A 16,102-nucleotide genomic window follows, 5' to 3' on the forward strand; every position below is an offset into this window, starting at 1 on the left:
GTCGCCCCGTGCCCCGCACCGACCGGATCGCCGAGCCCTGGGGAACGCGCACGCCCTACGGGCCGGGGGAGCCCTGGCCCGTCCGCGTGGACACCCACCTGGCCGAGGGCGTGACCGAGGACGACGTCGACGCGTGGGTGCAGTCGGCATCGCTGCTGCACTCCAACGGCGACGGGCTGGACATCGCCGTGCGGAACGGCCGGATCGTCGGCGTCCGCGGGCGGGCCGTCGACCGGGTCAACCACGGCCGGGTCGACCCCAAGGACCTCTTCGGCTGGCAGGCGAACGAGTCCCCGGACCGGCTGACCCGGCCGCTGATCCGGCGCGACGGCGAGCTCGTGGAGTGCGACTGGGACACCGCCATGGACGCCGTCGCCGGCCGCTGCCGGGAGCTGCTCGACGAGCAGGGGCCCAGCGCGGTCGGCTTCTACACGACCGGCCAGCTGTTCCTGGAGGAGTACTACACGCTCGGGCTGATCGCCCACGGCGGCATCGGCACCAACCACGTCGACGGCAACACCCGGCTGTGCACCGCGACCGCTGCGGCCGCGCTCAAGGAGTCCTTCGGCACCGACGGCCAGCCCGGCTCCTACACCGACGTCGACTCCGCCGACGTCATCTGCCTGTACGGGCACAACGTCGCCGAGACCCAGACGGTCCTGTGGGCGCGGATGCTCGACCGGCTGGCCGGGACGGACCCGCCGGCGGTCGTCTGCGTGGACCCCCGCGAGACGCCGGTCGCCCGCGCGGCGACGGTGCACCTCGCGCCGCGGCCCGGCACGAACGTCGTGCTCATGAACGCGCTCCAGCACGAGCTGGTGCGCAACGGCTGGATCGACCGCGACTACGTCGACGCCCACACGGTCGGTTTCGCCGAGCTCGAGGACCGGCTGGGCGCCTACACCCCGGAACGGGCGGCGGAGATCTGCGACGTCCCCGCCGACCGCATCCGCGAGGCCGCCCGGCTGATCGGCACCGCCGAGCGGCTGATGTCGACGGTGCTGCAGGGCTTCTACCAGTCCCATCAGGCCACCGCGGCCGCCGTGCAGGTCAACAACATCCACCTGCTGCGCGGCATGCTCGGCCGCCCCGGCTGCGGGCTGCTCCAGATGAACGGCCAGCCGACGGCGGAGAACACCCGCGAGTGCGGTGCCGACGGCGACCTGCCCGGCTTCCGCAACTGGTCCAACGACGAGCACGTGGCCGAGCTGGCCCGGATCTGGAACGTCGAGCAGCTCGACATCCCGCACTACAGCCCGCCGACCCACGCGATGCAGATCTTCCGGTACGCGGAGGAGGGCTCGATCCGCTTCCTGTGGATCACCGCCACCAACCCCGCGGTCTCGCTGCCGGAGCTCGCGCGGGTCCGGTCGATCCTGGCGCAGGAGCGGCTGTTCGTCGTCGTCTCCGACCTGTACCTGACCGAGACCGCCGCCTTCGCCGACGTCGTCCTGCCCTGCGCCACCTGGGGGGAGAAGACCGGCACCTTCACCAACGCCGACCGCACGGTTCACCTGTCGGAGAAGGCGGTCGATCCGCCGGGGGAGGCCCGGCCCGACCTCGACGTGTTCCTCGACTTCGCGCGCCGGCTGGACCTGCGGGACAAGGACGGCGCGCCGTTGGTGACCTGGCAGGAGCCGGAGGCGGCGTTCGAGGCGTGGAAGGAGTGCAGCCGCGGCCGGCCCTGCGACTACAGCGGCCTGACCTACGCCCAGCTGCGCGGTGACAGCGGGGTGCAGTGGCCGGTCACCGCCGACGCCCCCGACGGCACCGAGCGGCTCTACGCCGACGGCGCGTTCATGGCGCACCCGGACTACTGCGAGAGCTACGGCCGCGACCTGGTGACCGGCGCGCCGTTCGAGGAGTCGGAGTACCGCGCGCTGAATCCCGAGGGCCGGGCGGTCCTGCGGGCGGCCGAGTACGTGCCGCCGCACGAGCTGCCCGACGCCGACCACCCGTTCCAGCTGATCACCGGCCGGACGCTCTACCACTTCCACACCCGCACCAAGACCGCGCGGGCACCGCAGCTGCAGGCCGCGGCGCGGGAGGTGTGGGTGGAGATGTCGGCCGCCGACGCCGCCGCCCGCGACCTCGCCGAGGGCGACCTGCTCGAGGTGCGCACGTCCCGCGGCCGGGTGCGGGCGCGGCTGCGGGTGAGCGGGATCCGGGACGGCGTGCTGTTCCTGCCGTTCCACTACGGCTACTGGGACGCGTCCGGCGCGGAGCCCGAGAGGGCGGCCAACGAGCTGACCCCGACCGACTGGGACCCGGTGTCCAAGCAGCCGATCTTCAAGACCGCGGCGGCGGCGGTCGACCTCGTCGAGCGCGGCGGCGTGTCCGCGGCCCCGACGACGACGGCCTCGCGACCGGTGAGCGACGGCGTCCCGCCGACCCGCGGGGGAGCGACCGCCGAGGTGCTGGAGGAGGTCCGGTGAAGCTGGGGCTGGCGATCGAGGAGCTGCACCGCTCGGAGAACCACCTGCACGCCACGCTGCTCGCCGTGTCGGACCGGCACGCGGCCGACCACGAGGTCTTCCACGTCGCCCGGGACATCGCGCGGTGGAGCGACCGGCACGTGCAGGCGCTGGCCGCGATCGGGCACGACTACGGCCTGGAGCTGGACCCCGAGCCGGACCGGTCGCCGGGCGTCCTGGAGGCCGTGCGGCAGACGGCGTCGGACCTGTTCGGCCGCCGGTCCGAGCCGGGGCTGGTGCTGCTCGCCGACCTGCGGCATGTCCACCGCGTCGCGGCCGGGGTGTCGCTGGACTGGGAGCTGCTCGCCCAGGCCGCGCAGGGCGCACGGAAGCGCGAGCTGCTGGAGCTCGCCGAGTCCTGCCACCCCGAGACGCTGCGGCAGGTGAAGTGGGCGAACGCGAAGTTGAAGGAGTCCGCGACCCAGGCGCTGGTGAGCTGATGGAGCCCGTGCAGACCCGGGTCGTCCTGCGGCCGGTCGCCACCCCGCTGCCCCTGGGCTTCCTCGCGCTGGTGGTCGCCACCACCGCCTTCGCCGCGGTGCAGCTGGGCTGGGTGGCGCCGGCGGAGGGCCGGATCGCCGCGCTGGCCGCGATCGCCCTGACCGTTCCCCTGCAGCTGCTGGCGTCGGTGGTGGGCTTCCTCGCCCGCGACCCGGCGGCGGCCACCGGGATGGGCGTGCTCGCCGGCACCTGGGGAACGGTCGGCCTCGCCACGCTGACCTCGCCGCCCGGGACCGCGAGCGACGGGCTGGGCGTCGTCCTCCTCACCGCGGGCGTGGCGATGCTCGTGCCCGCGACGGCTGCGGTCGCCAAGCCGGTGGCCGCGGCGGTGATGGGCCTGGCCGGCGTCCGCTTCGCCGTGACCGGCGCCTACCAGCTCACCGGCTCGCCGGACTGGCAGCGGGCGGCCGGCTGGGTGGGGCTGGTCCTCGCGGTGGTCGCCCTCTACGCGGCGCTCGCGCTCGAGCTGGAGGGTGCGCGGGGGCGGACGGTCCTGCCCGTCGGCCGCACCGGTGCGGCTGCCGCGGGGATGCGCGGCGAGGGCCCGCTCGCCCCGGCCGACCTCGCCGCCGAGGCCGGGGTGCGTCCGCAGCTCTGACGCCCGTCCGGGTGAACGGCCGGACGCGGGCACCGGTCGAGGTGATTGGGCAAGGCAACCACCGGGCATGGCGGTGCCGGTCCCGCGCGACGTAGCCCCCGTCGCGGTGCGGGATCCCAGGGTTCAGCTCGGTGGAGGCGTACGTGGCGGCGCAGGACACGAGGTCCGACGAGGACCTGGGCACGATCGAGACCGACGTCCCCGCGCGGCTGGACCGGCTGCCGTTCTCCCGGTTCCACCGCATGGTGATCATCGGGCTGGGCACGGTCTGGATCCTCGACGGACTCGAGGTCACCATCGTCGGCAGCATCGCCGCGCGGATGACCGAGGCCGGCAGCGGCATCGACATCACCGCCAGCCAGATCGGGCTGGCGGCCTCGATCTACATCGTCGGTGCGTGCATCGGGGCGCTGTTCTTCGGCCAGCTCACCGACCGCTTCGGCCGCAAGCGGCTGTTCCTGCTCACGCTCGGCGTCTACATCACCGCGACGGTGCTGACCGCCTTCGCCTGGACCCCCTGGTTCTTCTACCTCTGCCGCTTCTTCACCGGAGCGGGCATCGGCGGCGAGTACGCGGCGATCAACTCCGCGGTCGACGAGCTGATCCCCGCCCGCCTCCGTGGCCGGGTCGACCTGCTCATCAACGGCTCCTACTGGCTGGGTGCCGCCGTCGGCTCGGGCGCGACCCTGCTGCTGCTCGACGAGAACCTCTTCAGCGCGAGCGTCGGCTGGCGGCTGGCCTTCGTCATGGGCGCCGTCCTCGGGGCGGTCATCCTCGTGGTGCGCCGGCACGTGCCCGAGAGCCCCCGCTGGCTGTTCATCCACGGCCGGGCCGACGAGGCCGACGAGACCGTCGACCGCATCGAGGCCGAGGTCCGCGAGGAGACCGGGCAGGACCTCGAGGAGGTCTCCCAGACGCTGCGCATCCGGCAGCGGGAGGTCATCCCGTTCCGGGAGATCGCGCACGTCGCCTTCACCCGGTACCCGAAGCGCGCGGTGCTCGGCCTCGCCCTCTTCGTCGGCCAGGCGTTCCTCTACAACGGGTTCACCTTCAACCTCGGCACGCTCATGTCGACGTACTTCGGGGTCGCCTCCGGCTTCGTGCCGGTCTTCCTCGTCGTGTACGCGCTCGGCAACTTCCTCGGGCCGCTGCTGCTGGGCCGGCTGTTCGACACGGTCGGCCGCAAGCCGATGATCTCGTTCGCCTACCTCGGGTCGGCCGTCATGGCCGTGGTGACCGCGCTCTTGTTCACCGGGCTGAACTCCTGGACCTTCATCCTCTTGCTGAGCGTGACGTTCTTCCTCGCCTCGTCCGGCGCCTCGGCTGCCTACCTCACGGTCAGCGAGATCTTCCCCATGGAGACCCGGGCGCTGGCCATCGCCTTCTTCTACGCCGTCGGCACGGGCCTCGGCGGGATCGTCGGGCCGCTGCTGTTCGGCCGGCTCATCGAGAGCGGCGACCCGGAGGCGCTCATGACCGGGTTCTTCATCGCTGCCGGGGTCATGGCGCTCGGCGGCATCGCCGAGCTCGCCTTCGGCGTCAAGGCCGAGAACGCCTCGCTCGAGTCGATCGCCGAACCGCTCACCGCGGAGGACGGCGACGGCTCGGACGGCGACGGCTCGGACGAGGACGCCACCCGGATCCGCGAGCGGTCGGCCCGCCGCGAGCAGCGGGAACGGGCCGGCGCGCGCCGCTACCGGCCCGGGCCCGGACAGCGGATGTCCTCCCCGCGGATGACCGTCACCACCCCGGTGCGCGACGACCGGTCGCTGGACCGGCAGATCGCCTCGGTGGAGGCGGTGCTCCGCCAGCGCGGGACGCTCACGCGGGAGGCGCTCGCGGAGGCCGTCGGCGCGCGCTGGTGGGGGCCGGGACAGTTCCGGTCCGCCCTCCGCGCGGCGGTGTCCGAGGGCCGGGCCGTCGTCGTCGGCCGCGGCCGGTACGGCCCGGGCGGCCCCGTCGCCTGACCCGCGGGGTCAGGCGAGCGCGGTGAGCAGGTCGCGACAGGCCTGCTCGCAGCGTCGGCACGCCTCGGCGCAGACGCGGCAGTGCTCGTGCATCCCCGCGTGCTGCGCGCACTCGTCGCCGCAGGACCGGCAGGCCGTGGCGCACGCCTCGAGGACCGCGCGGGCGACCGCCGAGTCGTGACCGGCCTGCCGGGTCAGCACCCGGGCCGTGGCCGCGCAGACGTCGGCGCAGTCGAGGTCGGTCCGGATGCAGTGCCGGAGCTCGGCGACCATCTCCTCCGCCAGGCACGCGTCCGCGCACGCCGTGCAGGCCTCGGCGCACTGGATGCAGGCGTCGATGCACGCGACCAGTGCGTCGGCGGCGGGCCCGGAGGCGGCGTGCGGATGGGTGGCGAGCATCTGCGCGGTCACGGTCATGCGGGGCCACGTACCCGCCGCGCCCGCGGGCGACGCCCGGTCAGTTCAGGTGCGACTGCCAGTCGGCGGGCACCCGTCCCCGCGGGCCGGGGGCCGGCTGGTCGAGCGGGTGGTGCTGCGGGTCGGCGAGGTGGGCCCCGTGCACCGGCCGGTCGGCGGGGAAGTCCCAGAACCAGTCCTCGCCCGGTTCGAAGCTGCGGATCACCGGGTGCCCCGTCTCCGCGGCGTGCCCGCGGGCGTGCTGGGACGGCGAGGAGTCGCAGCAGCCCACGTGCCCGCACTGGGCGCAGCGGCGGAGGTGGAACCACCAGCCGCCGGTGGCCTCGCACTCGACGCAGCCGGGGCCGCTGGGCGGGACGGTGGGATCGATGCCTGGCGTGCTCACGCCGTTCACCGTAGGCGGACGGACCGGGTTCCGGTGGGCTGTCGCCGGTGGCTGTGCGGGAGCTAGCGTGAGGTGTCCGCCGACGTCGTCGGGCGACCTCTGTACCAGCACCTCGGAGGAGGCCGCCCATGAGCCGCCCGGTCCTGCTCACCGTCGACGACGACCCCCAGGTCTCCCGCGCCGTCGCCCGCGACCTGCGCCGCCGTTTCGGCGAGGAGTGCCGCATCGTGCGGGCCTCCTCCGGCGCCGAGGCGCTGGAGGCGCTGCGCGAGCTCAAGCTCCGCGGTGAGCCGGTGGCCGTCCTGCTCGCCGACTACCGGATGCCGCAGATGGACGGCATCGAGTTCCTCGAGCAGGCCATGGACCTGTTCCCGCGCGCCCGCCGGGCGCTGCTCACCGCCTACGCCGACACCGACGCCGCGATCGCGGCGATCAACCTGGTCGACGTCGACGCCTACCTGCTCAAGCCGTGGGACCCGCCGGAGGAGAAGCTCTACCCGGTCGTCGACACGATGCTCGACTCCTGGAAGGCCAGCCCGGCCGCGGCCGTCGAGGACGTGAAGCTGGTCGGGCACCGGTGGTCGCCGGCCTCGTTCCGGGCACGGGACCTGCTGGCCCGCAACGCCGTCCCCTACCGCTGGTACAGCGTCGAGGACCCCGAGGGGCAGCGGCTGCTGGAGGCGGCGGAGGCGACCGCGGACGACGTCCCGGTCGTCGTCACCCCGAGCGGGCAGGTCCTGCGCGCGCCGGCCGATGCGGAGCTCGCCGCCGTCGTCGGGCTCACCGTGGACGCGCGCGAGGAGTTCTACGACCTGGTCGTCGTGGGCGGCGGCCCGGCCGGGCTGGGAGCCGCGGTCTACGGCGCCTCGGAGGGGCTGCGCACCGTGCTCGTCGAGCGCGAGGCGACCGGCGGGCAGGCCGGTCAGAGCAGCCGGATCGAGAACTACCTCGGCTTCCCCGACGGCGTCTCCGGCGGTCAGCTCGCCGACCGCGCGCGCCGGCAGGCCGGCAAGTTCGGCGCCGAACTGCTGCTCACCCGCGACGTCGTGGGCCTGGAGGCACACGGACCCAAGCGGGTGGTGCGCTTCGCCGACGGCGGCAGCATCGCCGCGCACGCCGTCGTCCTCGCCACCGGCGTCTCCTACCGCAGCCTGGGCGTGGACGGTGCCGACGGGCTGACCGGCCGCGGCGTCTTCTACGGCTCGGCCCTGACCGAGGCCGCCTCGTGCAAGGGGCGGGACGTCTACGTCGTCGGCGGGGCGAACTCCGCCGGGCAGGCGGCGATGTTCTTCGCCCGGCACGCCCGGTCGGTGACGATCCTCGTGCGCGGGCCCTCGCTGGAGGCGTCGATGTCGCACTACCTCATCGCGCAGATCGAGCAGACCCCCGCGATCTCGGTGCGCACCTGCACGACGGTCGTGGGGACCTCCGGCAGCGACCACCTGGAGGGGCTCACGCTGCAGGACGAGAAGACCGGCGCGCAGGAGAGCGTCCCGGCCAGCCACCTGTTCGTCTTCATCGGCGGCGCCCCGCGCACGGCCTGGCTGGACGGCGTGGTGGCCCGCGACGACCGGGGGTTCATCCCCACGGGTCCGGAGCTGATGGCCGACGGCGAACGTCCCAAGGGCTGGGCGCTGGACCGCGACCCGTGGCTGCTGGAGTCCAGCCTGCCCGGCGTGTTCGTGGCCGGTGACGTGCGGGCCGACTCGGTGAAGCGGGTGGCCTCCGCCGTCGGTGAGGGAGCGCTGGCCGTGACGCTCGTCCACCGGTACCTGGGGGAGCGGTGACCACGCCCACGCACCTGGCCCCCGACGAGCTGCGCGGACTGTTCCTGTTCGAGGACCTGGACGCCGACCAGCTGGCCTGGGTGTCGGCCAACGGCGACGTCGTCGACTGCGCCGCGGGCACCGAGGTGTACGCCGAGGGGGAGCCCGCCGAGTGCTTCTTCGTGCTGCTCGAGGGCACGATGGCGATGCTCCGGCGGGTCGGTGGCACCGAGGTCGAGACCGTGCGGACCGACTCCCGCGGCGTCTACTCCGGCGCGGTGCAGTTCTACATGCGGGACCGGATCACGCAGTCGTACGCCTCGACGGTCCGCGCGGTCACCGACTGCCGGTTCCTGGCACTGCCGGCCGGCCCCTTCGCCGAGGTGTTCCAGCGCTGGTACCCGATGGCGGTGCACCTGCTGGAGGGGTTGTTCGTCGGCACGAAGAACACCGCCGAGGTGGTCGGGCAGCGGGAGCGGCTGCTGGCGCTGGGCAAGCTGACCGCGGGGCTGACCCACGAGCTCAACAACCCGGCCGCGGCGGCCGCCCGGGCCACCGCGGCGCTGCGGGAGCGGATCGCGGGCATGCGCGCCAAGCTCGCGAAGCTGTCGGACGGGCACGTCCCCGAGGGGATGCTCACCGCGCTCACGACGCTGCAGGAGGACTTCCTCTCCCGGATGGGGCCGGCCGCCGAGCTGGGCCCGCTGGAGCGCTCCGACCGGGAGGACGAGCTCGGCGAGTGGCTGGAGGAGCGCGACGTCGACCGCGCCTGGGACCTCGCCGGGGTGTTCGTCGCCGCCGGGCTCGGCCCCGAGGACCTCCAGCGGGTGGCCGACGCCGTGACGCCGTCCGCCCTGCCGGCGGCGCTGCAGTGGCTCTCCTACACCGTCGAGACCGAGTCGCTGGTGACGGAGATCGGCGAGAGCACCGCGCGGATCTCCGCGCTCGTCGACGCCGCGAAGCAGTACTCGCAGATGGACCGGACGCCGCACCAGGCCGCCGACCTGCACGCCGGCCTCGACGCCACCCTGACGATGATGAGCGGCAAGATCGCCCCGGGCGTGACCGTCGTCAAGGACTACGACCGGTCGCTGCCCCTCGTCCCGGCATACGCCGGCGAACTCAACCAGGTGTGGACCAACCTCGTGCACAACGCCCTCGACGCGATGGCCGGCTCGGGCACGCTCACCCTGCGGACGGCGGTCGACGGCGACTGCGCGCTCGTGGAGATCGCCGACACCGGGCCGGGGATCCCCGAGGAGCTCCGCCGCCGCGTGTTCGAGCCGTTCTTCACCACCAAGCCGGTCGGCCAGGGCACCGGCCTGGGGCTGGACGTGTCGTGGCGCATCGTCGTCAACCGGCACGGCGGCGACCTGACGGTGCAGTCGCGGCCCGGCGACACCCGGTTCCAGGTGCGGCTGCCGCTGGAGGAGCCGTCCGCCTCGTGAACCTGTCCCCGCTGGACCCGGCGGGCGACGGATCCCTCGCGTCCGACCTCCTGGCGCTGCAGCGGGAGGCGTACGCGGTGGAGGCCGCGCTCCTCGGCGACGACCGCATCCCGCCGCTGCACGAGTCCCTCGCTGCGCTCCGGGCCGCGCCGCTGCGCTGGACGGGGGCGTGGGGGGACGGCGGCCTGACCGGTGCGGTCGCGTGGACCGACGACGGCGACCTGGTCGACGTCCACCGGCTGGTCGTGGCGCCCCGGGCCGCCCGGCAGGGGATCGGGTCGGCGCTGATCCGGTCGGTGCTCGCGCTCGGCCGCCGCACCGTGGTGGCCACCGGCCGGGACAACGCGCCGGCACGGGCGCTGTACGAGCGCCTGGGCTTCGTGCCGACCGGCGACCGCGAGGTGCTGCCGGGGCTCTGGGTGACCGGGTTCCGGCACGACCCCTGAGGAGGAGGTCACTGGGAGCGCGCCGGCCGCTGTGCTGGACTGGACGGCGTGAGCAGCGCCGACCCGGCTCGCGGGACCGACACCGACGTCCGGGACGAGACGCGCGACCGCATCCTGCTGGCCGGGATGCGCTGCACGGCGCAGTTCGGCCGGGCCAAGACGACGATGCAGGACGTCGCCGTCGCCGCCGGGGTCTCCCGGGCGACGCTGTACCGCTACTTCGCCGACCGCGGCGCGCTGTTCAGCGGCATCCGGGAGTACGAGCACGAGCACGACCTCGCCGAGTTCTCCCGGCTGGCCGACGGCGCCCGGTCGCTGACCGATGCCGTCGCGGCCCTGGGGGAGGTGCTGGCCGGCACGTCGGCGCGGTACCGGGTCGGCGCGCACCTCGCCGCCGGTGACGAGAGCCTGGCCACCTACATGGCGCTGCGCTCGGGGCGGGAACGGGAGCGGGCCGCGGCGTTGATCCGGCCGTACGTGGCCCGGGCTTCCGCGGCGGGGGAGCTGCGTCCCGGCGTCTCCGCTGCCGAGGCGGAGGAGTGGATCGCGCTGGCCGTCGTCCAGGCGACGTCGCTGGCGCCGCTGCACTCGGTCGACGCGGAGGACCCGGCCGCCGTCGGCCGCTGGCTGGCGCGCATGGCGTGCTCGGGTCTCTGCGTCTGACCTCTCGCTGACCAGGCTCTTCCGCGCCACGATGGGCCGATGCGGAGCATCCGGATCACGCCCAACCTGCAGGTGGCCGACGTCGCCGCGGCCAAGGCCTTCTACACCGGCTTCCTCGGGCTGAGCACCGAGGAGTTCGACCTGGGCTGGGTCGCCCGCTGCACGTCGCCGGACACGGGTGCGCACGTGCAGCTGGTGTCCGCGGACGCGACCGCGCCGGAATTGCCGGTCGTCTCGGTGCACGCCGAGGACGTCGACGCGGCCTACGCGGAGGCACAGCGGCTCGGGTACGAGATCGTGCATCCGCTGACGACGGAGGAGTGGGGCGTGCGCCGCTTCTTCGTGCGGGCGCCCGACGGGAACGTGCTCAACATCGTCGCCCACCGGGAGTGAGACCCGGGCGTCGCACCGGACACCCGGAACTGTCAGTGGTCGAACGTATGTTCGGTCCATGTCGCGCATGACCGGTACTGCCTCCCTCGCCGAGGGAGCGCTGATCGACTGGTCGATCAGCAAGCCGGTGAGCCTGCCGCGGTTGCCGGTGGAGCTGCTCGACCGGGCACAGGCGGCGGCGGAGTTGCAGCGGGTGGTCGCCCAGCGGGCGATGCTGGCGGCGTACGAGGCGGAGCTCGTGCTCGCGATGGCGGACGAGTCGCCCGACGTCGACGATCCGCCGCCGGGTGCGCGCGGTGCGCGCGGGTCGTGGGGTGCTGAGAAGCGGTTGCCGGGGGTGTCGGAGTTCTTCCCGGCGGAGCTGTCGATGGTGCTCAACTGCGGTCGCGGTACCGCGGCGAAGCTGGCGGTGCGGGCGCACACGTGGCGCGAGGGGTTGCCGGGCACGTTCGCGGCGCTGGCCGCGGGGGTGCTGGATGAGCCGCGGGCGAAGGTCCTGGCCGAGGTGTTGGAGCAGGCGGCGCCGGAGGTGGCGCGGCGGGTGGAGGCGCAGCTGTTGCCGCAGGCGGTGGAGTTGTCGGTGGGGAAGCTGCGGAAGCGGGCGGAGGCGTTGCTGGCCGGGGTCGATCCCGATGGGGTCGATGAGCGGCGGGCGGAGACGCAGAAGGCCGCGGATGTGCGGATCTATCCGTCTACCCGGGAGGGGATGGCGATGGTCGCGGTGGAGCTGCCGGCGGATGAGGCGGTGGCGGTGCATGACGCGTTGACCCGGTATGCCGGGATGCAGAAGTCCGATGGTGACGTGCGGCCGATCGGTCTGTTGCGGACGCGGGTGTTCGCGGATCTGGTGCTGCGGCCGTGGGACGTCTCCCGGCCGCCGGTGACGGCGCATCTGCAGGTGTCGGCGTCGCTGGGGTCGCTGGCCGCGACGTCGACCGAGGCCGGGGAGGTGAGCGGGCTGGCGATCACGGCCGGCCACCTCCGGGAACTGTTGCGCCGCCTGGACGCCCTCGGTGTGCAGCCGCCGGAGGGCGGGTCGGTGACGCTGGGTCTCACCGATGACGACGGCGCCCTGCTGGGTACCTGCACGCTCGATCAGCTGCGGCAGCTGGCGCGGCGCGGCTGTCCCTCGCATCCCGAGGAGGACTGTGGGTGTGCGGTGCTGGACCGGCCGGCGGCGGTGGAGTCCTACGGCCCGAGCCGGCCGCAGCAGCGGTTCGTGCACACGCGTGACCGGACCTGCCGGTTCCCCAACTGCGGCCAGCGCGTCGGGTGGGCCGACGCCGACCACGTCGTCCCGCACTCCTGCGGTGGCCCGACCGACTGCGCCAACCTGTGTTGCCTGTGCCGGAGCCACCATCGGCTGAAGACCTTCGCCCCCGGCTGGCGCTTCGAGATGAGCGACGACGGGGTGCTCACCGTGACCACCCCGTCCGGGGTCACCCGAACCACCCGACCACCCGGCATGCGACCACCACCAGATGGGCCCGCTCCCGACGAGCCCGACCCGCCACCCGAACCTCCCGGCGCCGACGAGAACAAGGGGAGCGGGCCGCGGCTGGGCACCCTGGATCTGATCCGGCGATGGCGCCCGAGGCCGCCCGGCAGTCCCAGCCCCTGGGCGCAGGACCCGCCGCCCTTCTGACCTGACCCGGCTCGACGGGCCACCGGCACGTGGACAGGCCGACACGTCCCCATGTCGACGTGTCCACGTGTCGGTCTGTCCACCTGTCGGCCTGTCCACCTGTCGCCTCGTCGCCGGGAGGCCGTGGCCGGTGGGCAGGGGGGCGTGGTTGCGCGGCGCCGGTGTCGGGCAGGGTGTGCGCATGGACGCTGCGCCCCCCACGACGGCCATCGACATCACCGCGACGCCGGAGTGGCAGGCCCTCGCCGACCACCACGCCCAGCTGCGCGACCGCACGCTGAGGGAGCTCTTCGCCGACGACCCCGACCGCGCCCGGCGGTTGACCCGCCAGGTCGCCGACCTCGTCGTCGACCACTCCAAGCACCGGGTCACCGACGAGACGCTCCGGCTGCTGCTCGCGCTCGCCGAGCGGGCCGGGCTGGCGGGGCACACCCAGGCGATGTTCCGCGGCGAGCACATCAACGTCACCGAGGACCGCGCCGTCCTGCACGTCGCCCTGCGCGCCCCGGCCGGCAGTGAGCTCGTCGTCGACGGGCAGGACGTCGGCGCCGACGTGCACGAGGTGCTCGACCGGATGGCCGCCTTCGCCGGCCGGGTGCGGTCCGGGGAGTGGCGCGGCCACACCGGGAAGCCGATCCGCGCTGTGGTCAACATCGGGATCGGTGGCTCCGACCTGGGCCCGGCCATGGCCTACACCGCGCTGCGCGCCTTCTCCGGCCGCGGCATCACCGCCCGGTTCGTCTCCAACATCGACCCGACCGACTTCACCGAGGCCACCCGCGACCTCGACCCGGCCGAGACGCTCTTCGTGGTCTCCTCCAAGACCTTCACCACGCTCGAGACGCTCACCAACGCCTCGGTCGCCCGCGACTGGCTGCTCGCGGGGCTGGGCGGCGACCAGGCCGCCGTCGCCAAGCACTTCGTGGCCGTCTCCACCAACACCGACGCCGTCCGCGAGTTCGGCATCGACCCCGACAACATGTTCGGCTTCTGGGACTGGGTCGGCGGCCGCTACTCCTTCATGTCGGCCATCGGCCTGTCGCTCATGGTCGCCATCGGCCCCGAGGCCTACCGCGAGATGCTGGCCGGGGCGCACGCCGTCGACGAGCACGTCCGCACCGCGCCGCTGGCGGAGAACCTGCCGGTCCTCCAGGGCCTGGTCAACGTCTGGTACACCGACTTCTTCGGCGCCCAGACCCACGCCGTCCTGCCCTACAGCCAGTACCTGTCCCGGCTGCCCGCCTACCTGCAGCAGCTCACGATGGAGAGCAACGGCAAGTCGGTCCGGTGGGACGGCGAGGCCGTGACGACGGCGACCGGCGAGGTCTACTGGGGGGAGCCCGGCACCAACGGCCAGCACGCCTTCCATCAGCTGCTGCACCAGGGCACGACGCTCGTGCCGGCCGACTTCATCGGCTTCGGGCAGCCCGGCCCCGGCATCGACCAGGACGGCACCACCGGCGAGATGCACGACCTGCTGATGGCCAACATGTTCGCCCAGTCCGCGGTGCTCGCCTTCGGCCGGACCGCGGAGGAGGTCGCCGCCGACGGGACCCCGGCCGAGCTCGTTCCGCACAAGGTCATGCCCGGCAACCGCCCGAGCACGACGATCCTGGCGCCGCAGCTGACCCCGTCGGTGCTCGGGCAGCTCATCGCCTTCTACGAGCACACGGTGCTCACCGAGGGGGTCATCTGGCAGATCGACTCCTTCGACCAGTGGGGGGTCGAGCTCGGCAAGGTCATGGCCCGCCAGCTCGCTCCGGCGCTGACGAGCGAGCAGCCGACGGAGCTCGACCAGGACGGCTCGACGGTCGAACTGGTGCGCACCTACCGGAGGCTGCGCGGCCGCGAGGCCTGATCTCACCGAGGTGGCCACGTCAGCGACCACCTCGCCGACGTGGCCCCTTCGGCGGGTGGGACGCGCCATGTCGACGTGTCGGCATGTCGTCTAGACGTCATGACGTATCGTCGGGTCAATGCGCATCGGAGTCCTGACCGGCGGCGGTGACTGCCCGGGTCTGAACGCCGTGATCCGCTCGGTGGTCCGGACCGCGGACAGCCACTACGGCAGCCAGGTGATCGGCTTCCGGGACGGCTGGCGCGGCCTGCTCGAGGACCGGTCGACCCCGCTCGACGTGGCCGCCGTCGACGGCCTGCTCACCCGCGGCGGGACGACGCTCGGCTCGGCCCGCGTCGCGCCGGAGAAGCTGCACGCCGGGATCGACGAGATGATCGGCACGCTCGACCAGCACGGCATCGACGTCCTCATCCCGATCGGCGGCGAGGGCACGCTCACCGCGGCGCACGTGCTGTCGGAGGCCGGCGTCCCGGTGGTCGGCGTCCCGAAGACGATCGACAACGACATCGACGGCACCGACCTGACGTTCGGCTTCGACACCGCGGTCAGCATCGCCACCGAGCTCATCGACCGGCTGCACACCACCGCCGAGTCCCACCAGCGGGTGCTGCTCGTCGAGGTCATGGGCCGGCACGCCGGGTGGATCGCGCTGCACGCGGGCCTCGCCTCCGGTGCGCACCTGACCCTCGTGCCCGAGCAGCCGTTCGACGTCGACGAGGTCGTCCGGCTGGTCACCGAGCGCTTCGCTCGCGGCGACTCGCACGTCATCGGCGTGGTGGCGGAGGGCGCCCAGCCGCTGCCGGGCCAGATGGCGTTCCGCGAGGGCGCGGTCGACGAGTTCGGCCACCGCCGCTTCACCGGTGTCGCCCAGCAGCTGGGCGAGGAGCTCGAGCGGCGCACCGGCAAGGAGGTGCGCGCCACCGTGCTGGGTCACGTGCAGCGCGGCGGCACGCCGACCTCCTTCGACCGCGTGCTGGCCACCCGCTTCGGCCTGCACGCCGCGATCGCCGCCCACGAGGGCCACCACGGGCAGATGGTCGCCCTCTGCGGCACCGACATCGAGCTCGTCCCGCTGGCCCGCGCCGTCGCCCGGCTCAAGACCGTCCCGCCCGCGCGGCTGGCGGAGACGCGCGCCTTCACCGGCTGAGGCGGACACTCCCGGGGGTGGGCAGCGCAACCCCGGGCCGGACGGACCTCGCGGCGACGGTGGCCGGCGGGGGCATCGTCGTCGTCGACTGCCGCGCCGCGTCCTCCGGCTCCAGCCGCGCCTTCACCGCCGTCCTCGACGCCGCCGCCGCGCGCCACCCCGACCTGCGGTTCGTGGCCGTCGACATCGAGCGGGAGCCGGCGCTCGCCGAGGAGCTCGGCGTGCGCAGCGCGCCCACGCTGATGGTCTTCCGGGACGGCGTCCTGGTGTTCGCCGAGCCCGGCTGGCTGCCCGGCGACTCCGTCGACGTGCTGATCGCCACCGTCCGGGAGCTGGACATGGCCGCCGTCCGCGCGACGTTCCCCCCACCGCCGGGCTGAGCCGCCCGGCAGGG

Annotated in this window: 15 protein-coding genes; 13 read left to right on the forward strand and 2 right to left on the reverse strand. The window is 73.9% G+C overall.

Features of this window, described 5'->3' with window-relative positions; genetic code table 11:
* Nucleotides 1–8: 8 nt before the first annotated feature.
* From N555_RS0113550 to N555_RS0113565, 4 genes are all read left to right on the forward strand, one after another.
* A complete protein-coding gene (locus tag N555_RS0113550) occupies nucleotides 9–2,435 on the forward strand; it encodes a molybdopterin oxidoreductase family protein (RefSeq protein WP_029432032.1) in 2,427 nt (808 codons plus the stop codon).
* Nucleotides 2,432–2,914: a hypothetical protein gene (locus N555_RS0113555; RefSeq protein WP_029432033.1), complete on the forward strand. Its 483-nt coding sequence runs from the start codon at nucleotides 2,432–2,434 to the stop codon at nucleotides 2,912–2,914. The genes N555_RS0113550 and N555_RS0113555 overlap by 4 nt, the downstream gene beginning before the upstream one ends.
* Nucleotides 2,914–3,573: an acetate uptake transporter family protein gene (locus tag N555_RS0113560; protein ID WP_029432034.1), complete on the forward strand. Its 660-nt coding sequence runs from the start codon at nucleotides 2,914–2,916 to the stop codon at nucleotides 3,571–3,573. The genes N555_RS0113555 and N555_RS0113560 overlap by 1 nt, the downstream gene beginning before the upstream one ends.
* A 131-nt stretch (nucleotides 3,574–3,704) precedes the next feature.
* On the forward strand, nucleotides 3,705–5,540 hold the full coding sequence (locus N555_RS0113565; RefSeq protein ID WP_197029010.1) for an MFS transporter: 1,836 nt from the start codon (nucleotides 3,705–3,707) through the stop codon (nucleotides 5,538–5,540).
* Nucleotides 5,541–5,549: 9 nt separating this feature from the next.
* Here the strand turns inward: N555_RS0113565 and N555_RS0113570 are convergent, their stop codons facing one another.
* Together N555_RS0113570 and N555_RS0113575 are read right to left on the reverse strand one after the other, a co-directional pair.
* Nucleotides 5,550–5,957, reverse strand: a complete 408-nt coding sequence (locus N555_RS0113570) for a four-helix bundle copper-binding protein (protein ID WP_029432036.1) — start codon at nucleotides 5,955–5,957, stop codon at nucleotides 5,550–5,552.
* 40 nt (nucleotides 5,958–5,997) lie between these two features.
* The gene (locus N555_RS0113575; RefSeq protein ID WP_156036352.1) at nucleotides 5,998–6,342 is read right to left on the reverse strand and encodes a UBP-type zinc finger domain-containing protein; all 345 of its coding nucleotides are present in this window, start codon (nucleotides 6,340–6,342) and stop codon (nucleotides 5,998–6,000) included.
* 128 nt (nucleotides 6,343–6,470) lie between these two features.
* Here N555_RS0113575 and N555_RS0113580 point away from each other — a divergent pair, with 128 nt between their 5' ends.
* From N555_RS0113580 to N555_RS0113620, 9 genes are all read left to right on the forward strand, one after another.
* Nucleotides 6,471–8,129 (forward strand): NAD(P)/FAD-dependent oxidoreductase, encoded by a 1,659-nt coding sequence (locus tag N555_RS0113580; RefSeq protein WP_029432038.1) that lies wholly within the window; start codon nucleotides 6,471–6,473, stop codon nucleotides 8,127–8,129.
* Nucleotides 8,126–9,556, forward strand: coding sequence for an ATP-binding protein (locus tag N555_RS0113585; protein ID WP_029432039.1), 1,431 nt, complete (start codon nucleotides 8,126–8,128; stop codon nucleotides 9,554–9,556). Before N555_RS0113580 ends, N555_RS0113585 begins: the two co-directional genes overlap by 4 nt.
* The gene (locus tag N555_RS0113590) at nucleotides 9,553–10,002 is read left to right on the forward strand and encodes a GNAT family N-acetyltransferase (RefSeq protein WP_029432040.1); all 450 of its coding nucleotides are present in this window, start codon (nucleotides 9,553–9,555) and stop codon (nucleotides 10,000–10,002) included. Before N555_RS0113585 ends, N555_RS0113590 begins: the two co-directional genes overlap by 4 nt.
* 48 nt (nucleotides 10,003–10,050) lie before the next feature.
* The gene (locus N555_RS0113595; protein WP_029432041.1) at nucleotides 10,051–10,665 is read left to right on the forward strand and encodes a TetR/AcrR family transcriptional regulator; all 615 of its coding nucleotides are present in this window, start codon (nucleotides 10,051–10,053) and stop codon (nucleotides 10,663–10,665) included.
* Nucleotides 10,666–10,704: 39 nt separating this feature from the next.
* Nucleotides 10,705–11,058, forward strand: a complete 354-nt coding sequence (locus N555_RS0113600) for a VOC family protein (RefSeq protein ID WP_029432042.1) — start codon at nucleotides 10,705–10,707, stop codon at nucleotides 11,056–11,058.
* Between the two features lie 58 nt (nucleotides 11,059–11,116).
* Entirely contained in the window at nucleotides 11,117–12,703 is a 1,587-nt protein-coding gene (locus N555_RS26895; RefSeq protein ID WP_156036353.1) for an HNH endonuclease signature motif containing protein, read from the forward strand.
* A 181-nt stretch (nucleotides 12,704–12,884) separates the two neighbouring features.
* Complete coding sequence (gene pgi / locus N555_RS0113610) at nucleotides 12,885–14,561, forward strand: glucose-6-phosphate isomerase (protein WP_029432044.1); 1,677 nt, start codon at nucleotides 12,885–12,887, stop codon at nucleotides 14,559–14,561.
* A 118-nt stretch (nucleotides 14,562–14,679) separates the two neighbouring features.
* Complete coding sequence (locus N555_RS0113615; RefSeq protein ID WP_029432045.1) at nucleotides 14,680–15,708, forward strand: ATP-dependent 6-phosphofructokinase; 1,029 nt, start codon at nucleotides 14,680–14,682, stop codon at nucleotides 15,706–15,708.
* Between the two features lie 17 nt (nucleotides 15,709–15,725).
* Complete coding sequence (locus tag N555_RS0113620) at nucleotides 15,726–16,088, forward strand: thioredoxin family protein (RefSeq protein WP_029432046.1); 363 nt, start codon at nucleotides 15,726–15,728, stop codon at nucleotides 16,086–16,088.
* The last annotated feature ends 14 nt before the right edge of the window (nucleotides 16,089–16,102 follow it).

Source organism: Blastococcus sp. URHD0036 (genome assembly GCF_000701365.1).
Classification (GTDB): domain Bacteria; phylum Actinomycetota; class Actinomycetes; order Mycobacteriales; family Geodermatophilaceae; genus Trujillonella.

Bases quoted from the DNA above. Each gene is read 5' to 3' on its own strand.
- N555_RS0113560 (WP_029432034.1), top strand. From the start codon at position 2,914: ATGGAGCCCGTGCAGACCCGGGTCGTCCTGCGGCCGGTCGCCACCCCG.
- N555_RS0113615 (WP_029432045.1), top strand. From the start codon at position 14,680: ATGCGCATCGGAGTCCTGACCGGCGGCGGTGACTGCCCGGGTCTGAAC.
- N555_RS0113600 (WP_029432042.1), top strand. From the start codon at position 10,705: ATGCGGAGCATCCGGATCACGCCCAACCTGCAGGTGGCCGACGTCGCC.
- pgi (WP_029432044.1), top strand. From the start codon at position 12,885: ATGGACGCTGCGCCCCCCACGACGGCCATCGACATCACCGCGACGCCG.
- N555_RS26895 (WP_156036353.1), top strand. From the start codon at position 11,117: ATGTCGCGCATGACCGGTACTGCCTCCCTCGCCGAGGGAGCGCTGATC.
- N555_RS0113580 (WP_029432038.1), top strand. From the start codon at position 6,471: ATGAGCCGCCCGGTCCTGCTCACCGTCGACGACGACCCCCAGGTCTCC.
- N555_RS0113570 (WP_029432036.1), bottom strand. From the start codon at position 5,957: ATGACCGTGACCGCGCAGATGCTCGCCACCCATCCGCACGCCGCCTCC.